Here is a 16,790-nt window from a genome sequence, read left to right as displayed (position 1 = left end):
CGTGGATGGCCGGGCCAAGCCCGGCCAGGACGCGGAGAGGTTGAGGCGAGCTACTCGGAAGACGCGCCGAGCGCGCCCTCCGTCCGATCACTTCGAAACCGAGGCGTTCCAGAAGTAGGGCCAGGGGGCCGGGTCCACGCCCGTCACCTTCGGCGCCTGGGCCGAGAGCGCGTTGAAGTCACCGATCTTGATGGCCGGGACTTCGGCGTAGATGACCTTCTGGACCTCCGCCCACAGCGCCGGGCGCTTTGACGGATCGGGCTCGGAGTTGAAGGCATCCACGGCCTTCTTGCGGCCCGGCGTCGACCACCAGCCGGGCGAGGCTTCCGACAGGATGCCGGTGAGCGCGGGCTCGGGCAGGAAGGGGCTGTGGGTGATGTAGATGTCCCAGAGCGCCGGGTCGGTGCGGCGCTGGGTCAGCGTCGCCCAGTCCACGACCATCAGCTCGACCGCGAAACCCGCCTGCTTCAGGTACTCGGCGGCGACCTGCGCCATCTTGTAGTGGAACTCGTACTGGCGGCTCGTGAGGATGCGCAGCGGCTTGCCCTCGGAGCCGGCCTTCTTGAGAAGGCCCTTGGCCTTCTCCGGATCGGCGATGTTGTAGGCGCCCTCGGTGCCGGCGTCCGTGTTCCAGACGTAGCCCTTGGGGAAGTAGGCGGCGTTCAGCGCGAAGAAGTCCTTCGAGCCGAAGGCGGCCGTCAGCATGTCCTCCTCGCTCAGCGCGGTGCGGACCGCGAGGCGCGCGTCGAGGTTCGACATGATGCCCTGCTTGGTGTTCATCACGAACACCGGCCAGCCGAAGGGCTTCAGCATCACGGGCTGCGTGGCCTTCTGGTTCTGCAGGCGCGGGAAGGCCTCGACCGGCAGCGCGTCGACATAGTCGTACTGGCCGGAGATGGCGCCCTCGACGCGGGTGTTCGGGTCCGGGACCGGCACGAAGCGGATCTCGTCGAGGAGCTGCTTGCGGGCGCCGCCATAGCCGTCCGGCTCGCCGGCGCGGGACTTGTAGCCATCGTGGCGCACCAGCTGGATGTACTGGTCCGCCTTGCGCTCCTTGAGCTTGTAGGGCCCGGTGCCGACCGGCTCCTTGAGCGGGTTCTCCATCTTGCCGGCAGGCATGATGACGGCTGCCGCGTTGTTGAAGGCCAGCAGCGCGAGGAGCGGCGCATAGGGCTCCTTCAGCGTCAGCTTCACGGTCGCGCCGTCGACGGCCTCGACGCCGGCGATGAAGCCGGCAGCCTGCTTGCCGCGCGAGGCGAGGTCCATCCAGCGCTTGAGGGACGCCACGACGTCGGCCGACGTCATCGTCGAGCCGTCGTGGAAGGTCACGCCCTGGCGCAACTTGATCGTGTAGACCTTTCCGTCGGCCGAGATGTCGGGCATCGTCTCGGCGAGGAGCGGCGTCACCTTCCAGTTCTTGTCGAAGGTGAACAGCGTCTCGTAGAAATGCTGCGTGATGATGCCGACCAGGTCGGCCGTGGAGACCATCGGGTCGAGGGTCGGCGGCTCGCCGACGGTGGCGACGTTGATGACGCCACCCTTGGCCTGGGCCCAGGCCGGAGCGGTGGACAGCGCGGCCACGCCCGCCAGGGCGACGGTACCGGCCAGAAGCGTGCGACGAAGTACCTTCAAGCGACCCTCCTCATTCCATTATTGTGGAACTTGCAACCTTATTATGGTATAGTGGACTCAAGTCGACGGGATCGTCAATGGAGGCGGCCCGCGTTGACGTGTGCCGGGCGCAGGCTCATCGTCCGTTGCCGGCCGCGACCGGCTCGATCGTCACAACCATCGAGGAATGCCCATGCCCGCATCCGTGAAGGACATGCTCGCCGCCGCCAACGCGGCCGTCCCCAAGCTGTCGCCCATCGAGGCCGCCGAGAAGATGAAGTCCGGCAACGTGCTCGTGCTGGACGTCCGCGACCCGACCGAGGTCCAGCAGTCCGGCAAGCTGAAGGGCGCGGTCGCCGTGTCGCGCGGCATGCTCGAGTTCCGCGCCGACCCCGAGAGCCCCTACCACGACCCCGCCTTCCGCAAGGACGCCACCGTGCTGGTCCACTGCGCCTCGGGCGGCCGCTCGGCGCTGGCCGGCCAGACGCTGAAGGCCATGGGCTATTCCGACGTCTACAACATCGGCGGCTTCAAGGACCTGGCGGCGACCGGGATCGAGATCGAGAAGGTGTGAGGGCCCTCTCGGAGTAACGCCTCACTCCCTCCGCGCGTCATGCCCGGGCTTGGCCCGGGCACCCACGACTTCGGGGCGGCCTCGGCAAAGTCGTGGATGGCCGGGCCAAGCCCGGCCAGGACGCCGTGAGATGGAGGCGGGACGGATAAGGCCGACAGGATCGTCCAGCCCGCTCAATCCAGCGGGAAGTGACACCGAAAACGCTCACCGCCCTCCCCCGCCGTCATCGCCGGCTCCTGCGCCTTGCACAGGTCCGCGGCGCGCGGGCAGCGATTGGCGAAGCGGCAGCCGGGCATCGGGGTGCCGGGCTTGGGCAGGTCGCCCGGGATGGGATGCAGGCTGCGGTCCTCGGTGTCGAGGTCCGGCGCCGCGTCCATCAGGAGCCGCGTGTAGGGATGGCGCGGCGAGCGGAAGAGCTGCTCGGTCGGCCCCTCCTCCACGATGCGCCCGAGATACATGACCGCGAGCCGGTCCGTCATCAGCCGCACGATCGAGAGATTGTGGGTGATGAAGAGGCTCGTCAGGTGCAGTTCCGACTGCAGCGTGTCGAGGAGCTTCAGGATCTGCGCCTGCACCGAGACGTCGAGCGCCGAGGTCGGCTCGTCGAGCACGAGGAAGTCCGGCTCGCCGGCGAGTGCGCGGGCGATGGAGATGCGCTGGCGCTGGCCGCCGGAGAACTCCTGCGGGTACTTGTAGGCATCGGCCGCCGAAAGCCCGACATGCTCCAGCAGTTCGTGCACCCGCGCTTCGACGGCCTTGCCCTCGCGCAGGCCGTGAACGCGAATGGGCTCGGCGACGATGCGGCCCACCGTCCAGCGGCCGTTCAGGGACGAGAACGGATCCTGGAAGATCATCTGCAGGCGCGGCTTGTGGCCCGAGACGCCGGTCAGCGCGATCTGCCCCTGCGTCGGCGGGGTCAGTCCGGCGATCATGCGCGCCAGCGTGGACTTGCCGCAGCCGCTCTCCCCCACGAGCCCGAACATCTCGCCGCGGCGGATCGTGAGCGACACCTCGTCGACGGCGCGCGTGCCGACCCCGCTGCGGCCGAGCAGCTTGCCGACGAACCCCGCCTCGCCCGCGAAGACCTTGCTGACCCCGTCGACGACGAGCATGTCCGCCGCACTCATCGTCCGTCCTCCAGCGGATGGAAGCAGGCGTGCTTGCCGGCGCCATCCCTGTAGTCGACGAGCGGCGGGCGCTGCGACCGGCACTCGGCGGTGGCGCGCGCGCAGCGCGGGTTGAAGGCGCAGCCCGGCGGAATGGACGAAAGGTTCGGCATCGAGCCCGGGATCGGATCCAGCGCCTTGCGGTCGAGCCCCGGGGCCACGGTCGCCCGCATCAGCCCGCTCGTGTAGGGGTGGCGCGGCGTCCGCAACACCTCGGACGTCGGGCCGATCTCGGCCACGCGTCCGGCGTAGAGCACGGCGACGCGGTCGGCCATCTTGGCGATGACGCCGAGGTCGTGCGTGATCAGCATCACCGCGACGCCCGTCTCCTCGTGCAGGTCGCGCAGCACCTGCAGCACGTGCGCCTGCACCGACACGTCGAGCGCCGTCGTGGGCTCGTCGGCGATGACGAGTTCGGGCTCGGCGCAGAGCGCGAGGGCGATGACGACGCGCTGGCGCATGCCGCCGGAGAGCTGGTGCGGATACTGGTCGAGGCGGCGCGCGGGATCCGACAGGCCCACGCGGGCGATCCAGCGCACGGCGCGCTGTCGCGCCTCTTCCTTCGACACGGGCAGGTGCGTGACGATGGTGTCGACGAGCTGCTGGCCGATGGTGAGGACCGGATTGAGGCTCGTCATCGGGTCCTGGGCGATGAAGCCGATGCGCCGGCCCCTGACCTTGCGCATGTCCTCGCGCGACAACGCGTCGAGGTGCCGGCCGGACAGCACGATCTCGCCGCCGGTGCGCTTCAGCGGCGGCACCAGGAGGTCGATGATGGCGGCGCCGGTGAGCGACTTGCCCGCGCCGGATTCGCCGACGACCCCCAGCACCTCGCCGGGCGCGATGGCGAAGGAGATGCCGTCGAGCGCGGTGAGCTGCTGCTTGCCGCGCTTCAGCTCCACCCGCAGGTCGCGGACTTCGAGGAGCGCCGCGCTCACGACCGGCCCCTGAGGCGCGGGTTGAACACGTCGCGCAGGTGGTCGCCGAGCACGTTGACCGAGACCACGAAGGCGATCAGCAGCGCGCAGGGCCACACCGCGATCCACCACTCTCCCGACTGCAGGAAGTTGTTGCCGTTGCGGATGAGCGTGCCGAGCGAGGGCTGCGTCAGCGGGATGCCGATGCCGAGGAAGCTGAGCGTCGCCTCCGTGATGATGGCAACGCCGAGATTGATCGTGGCGATGACCAGCACCGGCGCCATGACGTTGGGCAGGATGTGCAGGACGACGATGCCGAGCGCGCTGCGCCCGGTGACGCGCGCCGCCGCCACGTAGTCCTGGTCGCGCTCCACCAGCACCGACGAACGGATGGTGCGCGCGTACTGCACCCAGAAGGCCACGCCGATCGAGATGATGACGATGGCGATGGCCGTCTTCACGTCGCGCTGCTGGCCGAGCGCGGACCGCGCCGCGCCATCGATGATCATGGCCAGCAGCAGCGCCGGATAGGCGAGCTGCACGTCGGCGACGCGCATGATCAGGGAATCGACCCAGCCGCCGGCAAAGCCCGCGGTGAGGCCGAGAGCCCCGCCGACCAGGAGCCCGATGGCGACCGAGGCGAGGCCGACGATGAGCGAGGTGCGCAGCCCGAAGGCGAGCGCGGTCAGCATGTTGCGGCCCTGGTCGTCGGTGCCGAGCGGGAAGACCTTGCTGCCGTCCGCCATCCACATCGGTGGGGTGAAGGCGTCCATCACCGAGGTCGAAGCCAGGTTGAACGGGTCGGGCGCGAACAGCGGGACGATGAAGGCGAAGGCTGCGAGCAGGATGCCGACGATGGCGGCCAGGGTCGGACCGGGCGCGCCCTTCGCGGCCTCGAACAGGCGCAGGACGGCGGAGGGACGGGCCGGCGTGGCGGGGGATGGGACCGCGCTCATGCCTTGCGCCTCAGCACGCGCGGATCGATCAGCGGATAGCTGAGCTCCACGAAGAGGTTGATGACCATGAACATGGCACCGATCAGGATGAGGTAGATGGAGATCACCGGCATGTCGGCCGCCTGGATCGACTGCAGGAACAGCGAGCCGAGGCCGGGCCAGGCGAAGACGTTCTCGGTGACGACCGAGAAGGCGATGATGTTGCCGAGCTGGAGGCCGAGCATGGTGACGACCGGCAGCAGCGTGTTGCGCAGCGCGTAGACGTACCAGATGCGGTTGTCGGTGAGGCCGCGGGCACGGGCGAAGCGCACGTGGTCGCTGAGGCCCACTTCCATGAGCTGCGTGCGGATGAGCCGGATGACGAGCGCCACCTGGAAGGTGGAGAGCGCGATCGCGGGCAGGATGATGGCCTTGAGGCCCGAGGCCGTCAGCAGCCCCGTGCGCCAGAAGCCGAGGTCGACGACCTGTCCGCGCCCGAAGGACGGCAGCCAGCCGAGCTTCACCGAGAAGATGCCGATGAGCGCGATGCCGACCACGAAGTTCGGCAGCGTCACGCCGGCGATGGAGCCGAACATGATGGCCTTGGCCAGCGCCGAGCGCGGATGCACGCCGCAATGGACGCCGGCCGGCACGGCCACGAGCAGGGTGATGAACAGGCTCGCCAGAGCCAGCTCGACCGTCGCGGGCAGGCGCTCCGCGATGAGCTTGGCCACCGGCTCGTGCGAGCGGTAGGAGATGCCGAAGTCGCCCTGCAGCAGGCCGCCGAAGAAGCTCAGGAACCGCGTGGTGATCGGCTCGTCGAGGTGCAGGGCCTTGATCATCGCCGCCCGGTCGGCCGCGGTGGAATCGGCCGTCAGCAACGATGCCAGCGGATCGCCGAGGTTGGAGACCAGCAGGAAGCCGATGAAGCTGATGATGACCAGGACGAGGACCGTCTGCACGAGACGGCCCGAGGCATAGGCGAGCACTCAGGCCTCCCCGGGTGCTATCGAGACAAGCCGGCTCTTCATCCCTGAGGCGTGAGCGCCCATCTCGCGAACTTCCCAGCAGCGCGCATGTCGCTTTCGCGACCACCTCTCCGCCGTCCTGCCCGGGCCTGGCCCGGGCATCCACGACTTTGCCGGGGTCATCCTCCAGTCGTGGATGGCCGGGCCAAGCCCGGCCAGGACGCGGAGAAGGTGGCGCAAGCTGGAGACCCGCCCCTTATTGAGGGAGATGGGGGCGGGTTGAAGCAGATGACGGCTCACAAGCTCACTTCACGACGTAGTAGCGCAGCGGGAAGCCGAGGTCGGCGGGCTGCACGACGTCGACGTTCTTCTTCACGCCCCACAGGATGTTGAGCTGGTGGAGCGGGATGAAGCCGGCGGTCTCCTTCAGGCGCGTCATCGCCTGCTTGAGCAGCGCGTTGCGGGCCGTCGGGTCCTTCTCGTTCTGGATCTTGGTGATCAGGTCGTCGAGCTTCTCGTCGGAGAAGCCGCCGATGTTGAAGGTGCCGCGGCCGGACTTGGGATCGCGGGTGGCCACGATCGAGCTCAGGAACAGGTGCGCGTCATAGGTCGAGGGCGAATAGCCGAGCATCGCCAGGCTCGTGTTGTAGCCCGGCGGGTTGATCTGCTGGGCCCACTTGCCGGTCGTCTGCGCGCGCGGCTCGACCTTGATGTTGATGCGCGCCAGCGACTGGGCGATCGCGAGGCAGGTCGCCTCGTCACCCATGAAGCGGTCGTTGGTGCAGTCGAGGGTGACCGCGAAACCGTCCTTGTAGCCGGCCTCGGCCATCAGCGCCTTGGCCTTGTCCACGTCGGGCTTCGTCGGCTCGCCGAGTACCGGGTCGAAGCCGTTCACTTCCTTGGCGATCGGCAGGCCGACCGGCACGGAATAGCCGCGCATGACCTTCTGCTTGATGCCTTCGATGTCGATGGCGAGCTGCATCGCCTGGCGGACGCGGATGTCCTTGAAGGGGTTCTTGCCCTTCACGTCGCTGAACTGCAGCTCGTCGCGGGCGACATCCGGCTGGATGTAGACGGTGCGCAGGTCGGGACCGGCCTGGACCTTGAGGTTCGGGTCGGCGGCGACGCGCTGGGTGTCCTGGGCCGGGAGCGAGTCGATCATGTCGACCTCGCCGGAGATCAGCGCCGAGACGCGGGTGGCGTTGTTCGGGATGACGAAGAAGGTCGCCTTGTCGACGTTGCCGGTGAGCTTGTCCCACCAGGTCGGGTTCTTCTCGAACTCGATCTTCACGCCCGGGTCGCGCGAGGCGATGCGGTAGGGCCCGGTGCCGTTGACGTTGCGGTTGGCGAAGGTCTCGGTCTTGTTGTCGGCGGAGCCGGGCTGGACCGTGTTGTTCTTCTCCGACCACTCCTTGTCCATGATGAACCAGTTGACGATCTCGAACGGCACGATCGGGTCGATGCCGGTGGTCTTGAGATCGACCGTGTAGTCGTCGACCTTCACGGCCGATGCGATCGTGGCGAGGTTGCTCTTCACGCCGCCGGCCTTGGCGCGGTTGAAGGAGAACACCACGTCGTCGGCGTTGAAGTCGGACCCGTCGGCGAACTTGACGCCCTTGCGCAGCTCGAAGCGCCAGCCGTCGTCGATCTGCTTCCAGCTCGTGGCGAGCGCCGGCTCGATCTTGAGGTCGGCGCCGCGGCGCACCAGCGGCTCGTAGACGTTGCTCAGGATCGCGAAGATCAGCGTGTTCGACACGGCGTGCGGGTCGAGCGTGTAGGCATCGAGCGGTCCGGCGAACTTGAAGCTCGCGGCCTGCGCGGACACCCCTGCCAGGAGGCTGGCGCACAGAACGCCGCCGACGGCGGCAACCTTGGCAAACGACGATCGCGACATGGCTATGGCCCTTCCCCTCTGACCCGCTTTTGTGACGCTCCGGCGACGGCCTTCAGGCCGCTCCCCCGGAGGTGCCGGATCGTAACAGTATACGATATGCGGAATCAATCACGCTCCCGCGATGCCTTGCAGGATTCGCGCCGTTCAGGGAGCGAAGCCGGGCTCGCCCAGGTCCCAGAACAGGCCGGCCATCATGCGCAGGCCCTCCTCGGCCACGGCGATGGGCAGGTGCTCGTCGGCGCCATGCTGGCGGCAGCCCGGATAGGAGTGCGGGATCCAGATCGTGGGCAGGCCGAGCCCGTCGCAGAACAGGTTGTTGGGCAGCGAGCCGCCCAGATTGGGCAGGATGGCGGGTGGCCGGCCGAGCGTGCGCGCCAACGATCCGGCGACGGCCCGCACCCACGGATGGTCCGGATCGATGCGGCTCGCCAGGAACATGGCGTCCGAATGCGCCCTCACCTCGACGCTTTCGAAACCGTGAGCATCGAGGTTGCGTCGGACGGCCGGCACGACCGCCTTGGGATCGACCCCCACCGGGAAGCGCAGCTGCATGCGCGCCGTGGCGCTGGGCGGGATGGCATAGAGCGGACGCTCGAGATTGCCGCAGGAGAACTCCATGACCTCGAGCGAACTCCAGCCGAACACCTTCTCGGCCGCGGTGAGCCCCGGCTCGCCCCACCAGGGCTCGATCTCCGGGTCCTCGGGCGTCGGCTCCGGCGTGCAGTCCTCGAGCGCCTTGCGGACGTTGTCGGGGATGAAGGCCGGCTTCAGCTCCGGCACGCGGATCTCGCCGTTGCGCCCGACGAGGCAGGCGATGGCGTGGGCGAGTTCGACGCCGGGGTTGGACAGGAGCCCACCCCAGTTGCCGGAATGGTGGAAGCCCTCGCGCGCGGTCCGGGTGAGATGGAAGCTCAGGCCGCCCCGGGCACCGAGGAAGATCGTCGGCCTGTCGAGCGCGAGGCGCGGGCCGTCCGAGGCGATCAGGACGTCGGCGGCGAGCGCCTCGCGATGCGCCTCGCAGATGGTGTCGAGCCCGAGCGACCCGCTCTCCTCGCCCATCTCCAGCAGGATCTTGCAGTTGAAGCCGAGCCGTCCGCGCGCCGCGAGCACGTCCTCCAGCGCGGCGAGATTGACGGCGTGCTGGCCCTTGTTGTCGGCGGTGCCGCGGCCATACCAGCGCCCGTCCCGCTCGGTGAGGACCCAGGGCGACAGCCCCGCGCTCCAATGCTCGTCGAGGCCCGTGACCACGTCGCCGTGGCCATAGACGAGCACCGTGGGCAATGCCGGGTCCTCGATCCGCTCGGCGAGCAGGAATGGACCCGGCGCCGCCGCATCGGTGAGCGTGCGCGTCACGAACCCCATGCGTTCCACCCACGGGACAATCTCCACCCCGAGGTAGTCGGACAGCGCTTCCCGGAGCGACGGCTCCCGGCTTGCGCTGCGAATCGCGACGAGGCGCGCGAGCAGCGTGGCGAAGGAGCCGGAGGAGATGCGGGAGGCGGCGGTGGCGATGGCGGCGTCGCGGGACATGGCGGGATTTCGAACCAGGATGGTCACGGGAGCGCGCACAGTGGCGGTCCGCCGCCCGACCTGCAAGATTGGCCCCTCACGCGCGATGGGGGTTCACGGATGATCAGGCTCGGCGAGCGATGGGCTGCGGCACGGCAGGCGGCCGGTGGCAGCCCGAACAAGGTGCGCCAGGTCGGTGCGGTGATCGTGGCCCGCGACGGCACCGAGATCGCCGCCTGCAACACCTTCCCGCCGGGCGTGCGCGACCTCCCCGAGCGTCACGAGGGCGACGGGCGCTTCGTGTGGATGGAGCACGCCGAGCGCAACGCCATCTTCGCCGCCACCCGCCGCGGCGTGGCGCTGGAAGGCGCTCACATCACGACGACGTTTTTCCCCTGCATCGACTGCGCCCGGGCGATCGTGCTGGCAGGCTTCGCCTGCGTCGACACCCCTCCCCCCGCGCTCGAGGATCCGGTGTGGGGGGCCGCATTCCTCCGGTCACGCGTGATCCTGGAGGAAGGCGGGGTCGAGATGCGCTGGCTGGAGGGGTGAGCGGGCCGGCCCTCTCGTTGCTGACGGGTCAGCGAAATGGCGCTTTCCCCTGCGCGCGTCCTGCCCGGGCTCGGCCCGGGCATCCACGACTTTGCCGGGTCCGCCCTGAAGTCGTGGGTGGCCGGGCCAAGCCCGGCCATGACGCGGAGAGATGGAGCCAGACCCAGATCGGGCCCCAGGATCAAATCTTCCCCTCGGCCTTCAGCCGCTCGTCGAGGCGCTTCTGGTAGGCTTCCTTGGCGGCCACATCGAGCCTGGCGCGCTTGCCGTAGTAGATGAAGCCCAGCGCGCGGCGCGAGCGGGTGGGCGAGCGGTTGGGCCCGGCCCAGTGGATCGTGCGGGCGTGGTGCATGAGGAACGTCCCCGGGCCGCCCGGAAAGGCGACGGTGTTCGCCTTGTCCGCGTCGGATCCGAAATCGGTCATGCCCTGCGAGAAGCCCAGGACACCCGAGAACCCGTGGGCACGGAAACCTTCCGCGCGATTCGAGCCGCGGACGTAGTGAATGCAGCCGTTCTCGTCGTCGACGTCCTCCAGCGCCAGCCAGCCGGTCACCGCCTCGCAGGGATCGAGGTGGAAATAGTAGCCGTCCTGGTGGGGCGGGGTCGGCTGGCCGATGCCCGGCGGCTTGTTGAAGTACTGCATGTTCATCGGCACGACCTCGTCGCGCAGCACCTCCTCGGCGATGCGCCGGGCCGGCCCGTCGAACATCAGGTCATGGAAGAGATCGCTGTACTCGAAGAGCTTCTGGAGCTGCTTCACGCTCGTCGGGTCGTCCTTGTCCTCCAGGTAGACGCGCTCCCGGGGCATGGTCGGCACGACGTCGCGCAGGACGCGGTCCATCTCGGCGACGATGGCGGTCATCGTCGCCCTGTCGTGAAGGGGCGACACGCAGACGTAGCCATCCCGGTCGAAGGCCGGGCGAAGCTGCTCACCCTCCCGCGTCAGCACCTCGGACATGCCCCCCCCCCCCTCGTCGTTGCGTCAGCGTACCGTAGCCGTGACCTTGATCGGCTCAAGGGCCTCCCCGTTGGTGACCCACAGGGTAAAGGCGTCTTCCCCGGCCACCCGGCCGGCCACATACGTCACGCGGGTGTAGGGAACAGCGACGCCCGGGCAGGCCGGGTTGCGGGTGGACGTGCCGGTCTCGACCCGCAGCGTGCCCAGCTTCGGGGCCGGATCGATGCCGATCCGGCCGATGTGGCCGGGCTGGCAGAACTCCTTCAGGAGCGAGAACTGCGAGACGATGACCGATTGCCGGCGCTTGACGACACGATCCATCGTGTCGCTCCAAGCCAGCGCGGCAGAGGCCGTCCCCAGCACGGCAACCGCCGACACACCCACCCGAAACGCAACCATGAAGGGCAGCCCCCGCCCGCAACACCTACGGCCATGGGAGCCCGGCCCGCGGCCATGGTCAAGCCGGGCCGTTCACGAAACGGCCCGACCTGGTGTTCGGCTCAGGCCCATTCGCCCTTGCGGAACACCGGCACGCGGCCGCCGTCGGGCGTGATGCCGTCGATGTCGATCTGGTCGGAGCCGATCATCCAGTCGATGTGGATGAAGCTCTTGTTGCCGCCCTGCGCCGCGATCTGCTCCGGCGTGAGCGTGGCGCCGTCGACGAAGCACTTCGAGTAGCACTGGCCGAGCGCGATGTGGCAGGCGGCGTTCTCGTCGAAGAGCGTGTTGTAGAACAGGAGCCCGCTCTGCGAGATCGGCGAGGAGTGCGGCACCAGGGCGACCTCGCCCAGACGGCGCGAGCCCTCGTCGGTGTCGAGAACCTTGCCCAGCACCTCGGCGCCGCGGCTCGCCGTGGCGTCCACGATGCGACCGTCCTCGAAGCGCACGGCGATGTTGTCGATGAGCGTGCCCTGGTAGGAGAGCGGCTTGGTGCTCGCTACCGTGCCGCTGACCCGGCGGGCATGCGGCGTCGTGAACACCTCCTCCGTCGGGATGTTCGGATTGCAGGTGATGCCGTTCTTGGCCATGGACGCGCCGCCCATCCACTGGTGGCCGTCGGCCAGGCCCACCACGAGATCCGTGCCCGGACCCGTGAAATGCAGCGAGGCGAAGCGGTGGGAGTTCAGCCAGCGGGTACGCTCGTGGAGTGCGGCGTTGTGGGCCTCCCAGGCCGCGATCGGGTCGGGCTGGTCGGCGCGCGACGCGGCGAAGATCGCGTCGGCGAGGCGGGCGATGGCCACCTCCTCCTCGTCGTCCGGGAACACCTGCTTCGCCCAGGACGCACCCGGGAAAGCGATGATGTTCCAGTTGATGTCGAAGCCGGCGATCTTCTCCAGCGCGGGCTGGTAGGCGATCGAGTTCGCCTTGCTGGCGCGCGAGACCTTGGCCGGATCCTCGTTGGACAGCAGCATCGGGTTGTCGCCGACGATGGCGAGGCGTGCGGTGTTGTCGCCGAAGGCCTTGGCCACGCCCTCGTAGAGCCAGGTGGGGGCGCGGTCGAAGCTCGCGTCGGCGCCGTACTTGTAGCGCGCCAGGGTGACCTCCTCGTCGGAGAGGATGGGGGTCACGATGCCCGCGCCGGCCTTGTAGGCATGCTCGGCGATGCGGCGCACGAGCGGCAGGGCGGCGGACGGCGCGGTGAGGAACACGTCCTGCCCCGGCTGCAGCCTCAGGCCGATCTTGATCGCCACTTCGGCGAGACGGTCGAGCTTGGCGGGATCGATGGACGGAACGTTGCTCGGATGGGTCATGGACTTCGCCTCGAATGCGGATGCGCAGACCATAGCCTCGCGAAAGCGCGCGGTCAGCCTTTCAGATGGCCGCAACGCGCCGGACGTGGAGAGCGAGGCCCGCGGCGCCCACCAGGGCCGCGGCGGCGACAAGGCTCGCCTGCACGAACGAGCCCGACCGATCCGAGAGAAATCCGCCCACCAGCGGGCCGATCATCTGCCCGATGCCGAAGGACGCGGTCATCACCGCCGTCAGCGTCCGCGGGTCGCCCACGGCCAGGGCCCGCGCCGCGCCGATGCCGAGCGCGGTCAGCCCCATGAAGGTGCCGCCCAGCAGCGCAGCCGCCAGGACGATCCCCGGCGCGGTCGGCCACAGCACGCTCGAGCCCACGCCGACCGCCTCGACCACGCAGGCCACGGCGAAGGCCAAGGCCAGTCCGGTTCGCCGCGCCAGCGCCGTCCACAGCGCCACGGAGGGAATCGCGGCCACCCCGACCACGAGCCAGATCATCGGCTCGAGGGCGCTGACGGCCGGCGTGCCGCGGACGATGAGCACCAGGAACGTCGCCGTGACGACGTAGCCGAACCCGAACAGCCCGTAGGCCACGCTCATCGCCAGGGCGCCGGGCCGGCGCGGCCCCGCGGTGACGGCAGCCGGCGCCACACCGCCCTCCGCGTCGGGCACGAGGCGCCACACGGCCCCCAGCGCCAGGACCGAAATCACTCCGCAGGCCATCCAGAGCCCGCGCCATCCCAAGCCGGCCGCGGCGCCGGCCGAGACGAAGGCGGCGGAGACGGCGATTCCCGTGCCCACGCCCGCGAAATGGACCGTGGAGAGCCCGGGACGCTGCAGGCGACGCAGGCGGTCCAGCACCAGCGTCGAGGCGAAGACGAGGACGAAGGCGCTGGCGACGCCGCCCGCGAAGCGCAGCACGAGCCACGGCGCAAGCGATGGAGCGAGCCCCATGAGGCCCGTGGTCGACGCGCTGATGGCGAGCGCGCCCATCATCCAGGCCCGCCGGGAGCCCTTGAGCCCCGGATAGCCGGCGGCGAAGGCCCCGGCCACGTAGCCGAGGAAGTTCGCCGAGGCGACGAGGCCCGCCGTGCTGCCGGAAAGACCCAGGTCGGCGGCCATCATCGGCAGGAGGGGCGTGTACACGAAACGACCCACGCCCATGGCGGCGGCGAGGGCCACGAGGCCCCCCAGCGCCAGCCGAACCGGATCGTCACGCGTCGGCATGTGGAGCGTTCCCGGGCATGGGTGGCCAGAAAGCACGGGAATGGGGCAGGAGCCAAGGTCGCCCGCCCCGATCGCGCGAGCCCGGAGCGGAGAATTGCCGATGGCGGATGTTCCGGGCTTGCGGGATCGGATGGGCACGGCTATAAGCCGGCCTCGCAACGGAACGGCGGAGCGTAGCGCAGCCTGGTAGCGCACTTCGTTCGGGACGAAGGGGTCGTAGGTTCAAATCCTATCGCTCCGACCATCGTTTCGCTTGTGAAAAGAAGGGGCGGCCCTCGGGCCGCCCTTTTTTCTTGGCCGGGCCATGCGCTGGACGCTCTTCCGCCGGGGCCGCGCCGGTCCTATGGGTTGGGTGACGAGCAAGGGTGCCGCGGAAAGGCGCGCAGAAGCATGGCCGGACTTCTGGATGCGCTTCGCGGCGGCGGTGCCGGCCGAGCTCTCGGCATCCGAAACTTCCGGATCTATTTCGCCGGCCTGATGGTGTCGATCAGCGGCACCTGGATGCAGTCCACCGCGCAGGCCTGGCTGGTGCTCAAGCTGACCGACTCGCCCCTGGCGCTGGGGACGGTCGCCGCGCTCCAATCCCTTCCGGTCATGCTGCTGACGCTGTTCGGGGGCGCGGTCGCCGACCGGCTGCCCCGCCGCAAGCTCCTGTATGTGACCCAGGGACTCGGGGCGCTGCAGGCCGTCGCCCTGGGTGCGCTGGCCCTGCACGGGATCGCCGAGGTCTGGCACATCTACGTGCTGGCGATCGGGCTCGGGCTCATCAACGCCCTCGACAATCCAGTGCGCCAATCCTTCATCGGCGAGCTCGTTCCGGTCTCGGTCCTGCCGAACGCCATCGCGCTCAACTCGATGGCCCAGAACCTCGGACGCATCCTGGGGCCCACCCTCGGCGGACTCACGATCGCGGGCTTCGGCGTGGGCGCGGCCTTCTTCATCAATGCCGCGACCTTCTCGGGAACGATCATCGCGCTCCTGCTCCTCGACCCCTCGGCCCTTCACGTGGCCGGCACCCGCCCGCGCGGCAACGTCTTCCGGCAGATCGGCGAGGCGGCCCATTTCGCCTGGTCTCAGCCCTCGATTCTCGTGCTGCTCATCGGCGCGGCCTTCATCGGCATGTTCGGGCAGAACTTCGCGACCATGGTGCCGCTCGTCGCGATCTACCTCGTCCATGCGGACGCGGCGCAGTTCGGCCTCCTGAACTCGGGGCTCGGCACGGGGTCGATGCTCGCGGCCTTCGTCATGAGCATGAGCGGACCGCCCTCGATCGGCAGGATCCTGCTGGCGGGCTGCTGCTTCGCGCTGTTCCTCGTCGCCGTCAGCCAGTCGTCCTGGCTGCCGCTGAGCTGCCTTTTCTTTGCCGGCGTCGGCGCCTCGGTGATCACCTTCAACGCCTCCGTCCAGACGTCGATGCAGATGCAGGCGCCGCCGGAGATGCGCGGCCGCTTCGCGTCCATGCTGCATCTTCTCGGCGCCGGCTCATCGCCCATCGGACAGCTCCTCACGGGCGCCGTCGCCAGCAACGCGGCCGTGTGGTTCGCGGTCGGCCTGAACGGCGTCATGTGCGCCGTCGGCATGCTGATGGCCGGCCTGTACTTCCTGCGCAAGAGCCGCCAGGGAACCCCCTTCGCCATTGCGACACCCCTGCAGGCCCCCGACCCGACGGCGCCGAAAGGTGCCTCGCTCGCCATTTCGCCGAAGCGCTGAGGTCCGCCGCGCGTCGCGGCTTGCCTCGCGCCCGCAAGCGGGTGAAATGGCGAGAACGATCGAGGAGTGCCCGCATGCCCGCCTTTCCCATCATCGACTCGCACGTCCACCTCTACGACGTCGCGCGCCTGTCCTACGGCTGGCTGGCGAGCGTCCCCCGGATCAACAGCAGCCACGGCATGGCGGAGTTCGACGTGGCGCGGGGTCCCGTCGCCGTCGAGAAGCTCGTCTTCGTCGAGGTGGCCGTCGATCCCGGCTTGCACCTGCAGGAAGCGGCCTTCGTGCAGGGGCTTGCCGACCGCGACCCTCGCATCGCAGCCATGGTCGCCCACGCGCCGGTCGACAAGGGCGACGCGGTCGAGGACGACCTCGTGGCGCTGAAGAAGAACCGGTCGCTGGTGGGCATCCGCCGGCTCATCCAGGGGGAGCCCGACCCGTCCGTCTGCATCGCCCCGAACTTCATCGCCGGCGTGCGCCGCCTCGCCGCCCACGGTCTCACCTTCGACATCTGCGTCAAAAGCTGGCAGCTCGCCTACGCCGTCGAGCTCGCGCGCCGCTGCCCGGACGTCCGCTTCGTGCTCGACCACATCGGCAAGCCCGACATCCGCAACGGCATGATCGAGCCCTGGCGCGCCCAGATCCGCGAGCTCGCGCGCCTGCCCAACGTGGTCTGCAAGGTCTCGGGCGTGATCACGGAGACGGACCGTGAAACCTGGACGCCTGCGACGGTGAAGCCCTATGTCGAGCACGTGCTCGACAGCTTCGGCTTCGACCGCGCTTTGTTCGGCAGCGACTGGACGGTGTCGGAACTCACCCACCGCTACCCCGACTGGGTGGCGATCCTCGACGGCATCGTCGGCACGGCCAGCGAGACCGAGCAGAAGGCGTTCTGGCGGGACACCGCGATCAGGACGTATGGGGTTTAGGCGGGCTTGCCCGAAACGCTCCTGCCAGTTCCCTCGTTGTTTCCGCCGTCATGGCCGGGCTTGGTGTACAGACCGGAGACATGGTGAACACTCGTTCGGG

The 16,790-nt window shown here is 69.1% G+C and carries 15 protein-coding genes and 1 tRNA gene; 5 read left to right on the top strand and 11 right to left on the bottom strand.

Annotated elements, in window-relative coordinates; all coding sequences use genetic code 11:
* Positions 1-87: 87 nt before the first annotated feature.
* Positions 88-1,590, bottom strand: a complete 1,503-nt coding sequence (locus Q0Q47_RS11255; RefSeq protein WP_293859347.1) for an ABC transporter substrate-binding protein — start codon at positions 1,588-1,590, stop codon at positions 88-90.
* A 214-nt stretch (positions 1,591-1,804) separates the two neighbouring features.
* Between Q0Q47_RS11255 and Q0Q47_RS11250 the strand changes: the two genes are divergently transcribed.
* Positions 1,805-2,185, top strand: a complete 381-nt coding sequence (locus tag Q0Q47_RS11250; protein ID WP_293859007.1) for a rhodanese-like domain-containing protein — start codon at positions 1,805-1,807, stop codon at positions 2,183-2,185.
* Positions 2,186-2,358: 173 nt separating this feature from the next.
* Here Q0Q47_RS11250 and Q0Q47_RS11245 read toward each other — a convergent pair whose 3' ends face one another.
* The 6 genes from Q0Q47_RS11245 to Q0Q47_RS11220 all read right to left on the bottom strand — a co-directional run bounded on the left by Q0Q47_RS11245 (position 2,359) and on the right by Q0Q47_RS11220 (position 9,595).
* Complete coding sequence (locus Q0Q47_RS11245; protein WP_293859004.1) at positions 2,359-3,312, bottom strand: ABC transporter ATP-binding protein; 954 nt, start codon at positions 3,310-3,312, stop codon at positions 2,359-2,361.
* The gene (locus Q0Q47_RS11240; RefSeq protein WP_293859001.1) at positions 3,309-4,289 is read right to left on the bottom strand and encodes an ABC transporter ATP-binding protein; all 981 of its coding nucleotides are present in this window, start codon (positions 4,287-4,289) and stop codon (positions 3,309-3,311) included. Before Q0Q47_RS11240 ends, Q0Q47_RS11245 begins: the two co-directional genes overlap by 4 nt.
* Entirely contained in the window at positions 4,286-5,224 is a 939-nt protein-coding gene (locus tag Q0Q47_RS11235) for an ABC transporter permease (protein WP_293858998.1), read from the bottom strand. The genes Q0Q47_RS11240 and Q0Q47_RS11235 overlap by 4 nt, the downstream gene beginning before the upstream one ends.
* Positions 5,221-6,192 (bottom strand): ABC transporter permease, encoded by a 972-nt coding sequence (locus Q0Q47_RS11230; protein WP_293858995.1) that lies wholly within the window; start codon positions 6,190-6,192, stop codon positions 5,221-5,223. The genes Q0Q47_RS11235 and Q0Q47_RS11230 overlap by 4 nt, the downstream gene beginning before the upstream one ends.
* A 283-nt stretch (positions 6,193-6,475) precedes the next feature.
* A complete protein-coding gene (locus Q0Q47_RS11225) occupies positions 6,476-8,065 on the bottom strand; it encodes an ABC transporter substrate-binding protein (protein ID WP_293858992.1) in 1,590 nt (529 codons plus the stop codon).
* A 144-nt stretch (positions 8,066-8,209) separates the two neighbouring features.
* The gene (locus Q0Q47_RS11220; protein WP_293858989.1) at positions 8,210-9,595 is read right to left on the bottom strand and encodes a M20 family metallopeptidase; all 1,386 of its coding nucleotides are present in this window, start codon (positions 9,593-9,595) and stop codon (positions 8,210-8,212) included.
* Positions 9,596-9,694: 99 nt separating this feature from the next.
* On the opposite strand from Q0Q47_RS11220, the gene Q0Q47_RS11215 reads away from it, so the two are divergent.
* Positions 9,695-10,126: a dCMP deaminase gene (locus Q0Q47_RS11215; RefSeq protein ID WP_293858986.1), complete on the top strand. Its 432-nt coding sequence runs from the start codon at positions 9,695-9,697 to the stop codon at positions 10,124-10,126.
* A 181-nt stretch (positions 10,127-10,307) separates the two neighbouring features.
* On the opposite strand, the gene Q0Q47_RS11210 is transcribed toward Q0Q47_RS11215, so the two are convergent.
* From Q0Q47_RS11210 to Q0Q47_RS11195, 4 genes are all read right to left on the bottom strand, one after another.
* Positions 10,308-11,084, bottom strand: coding sequence for a phytanoyl-CoA dioxygenase family protein (locus Q0Q47_RS11210; RefSeq protein WP_293858983.1), 777 nt, complete (start codon positions 11,082-11,084; stop codon positions 10,308-10,310).
* 24 nt (positions 11,085-11,108) lie between these two features.
* Positions 11,109-11,405, bottom strand: coding sequence for a hypothetical protein (locus Q0Q47_RS11205; RefSeq protein WP_293858980.1), 297 nt, complete (start codon positions 11,403-11,405; stop codon positions 11,109-11,111).
* A 179-nt stretch (positions 11,406-11,584) separates the two neighbouring features.
* Complete coding sequence (locus tag Q0Q47_RS11200; RefSeq protein ID WP_293858977.1) at positions 11,585-12,835, bottom strand: aminopeptidase; 1,251 nt, start codon at positions 12,833-12,835, stop codon at positions 11,585-11,587.
* A 61-nt stretch (positions 12,836-12,896) separates the two neighbouring features.
* Complete coding sequence (locus tag Q0Q47_RS11195) at positions 12,897-14,054, bottom strand: YbfB/YjiJ family MFS transporter (protein ID WP_293858974.1); 1,158 nt, start codon at positions 14,052-14,054, stop codon at positions 12,897-12,899.
* Positions 14,055-14,221: 167 nt separating this feature from the next.
* Between Q0Q47_RS11195 and Q0Q47_RS11190 the strand changes: the two genes are divergently transcribed.
* The 3 genes from Q0Q47_RS11190 (at position 14,222) to Q0Q47_RS11180 (ending at position 16,690) form a co-directional block, all read left to right on the top strand.
* Positions 14,222-14,298, top strand: a tRNA-Pro gene (locus Q0Q47_RS11190).
* Between the two features lie 146 nt (positions 14,299-14,444).
* Positions 14,445-15,764 (top strand): MFS transporter, encoded by a 1,320-nt coding sequence (locus Q0Q47_RS11185; RefSeq protein WP_293858971.1) that lies wholly within the window; start codon positions 14,445-14,447, stop codon positions 15,762-15,764.
* Between the two features lie 74 nt (positions 15,765-15,838).
* Complete coding sequence (locus Q0Q47_RS11180) at positions 15,839-16,690, top strand: amidohydrolase (protein WP_293858968.1); 852 nt, start codon at positions 15,839-15,841, stop codon at positions 16,688-16,690.
* The last annotated feature ends 100 nt before the right edge of the window (positions 16,691-16,790 follow it).

Source organism: uncultured Alsobacter sp., from assembly GCF_945952055.1.
In the GTDB taxonomy this organism is placed as follows: Bacteria; Pseudomonadota; Alphaproteobacteria; order Rhizobiales; family Beijerinckiaceae; genus Alsobacter.
This window is presented reverse-complemented; position numbering and strand designations above follow the sequence as displayed.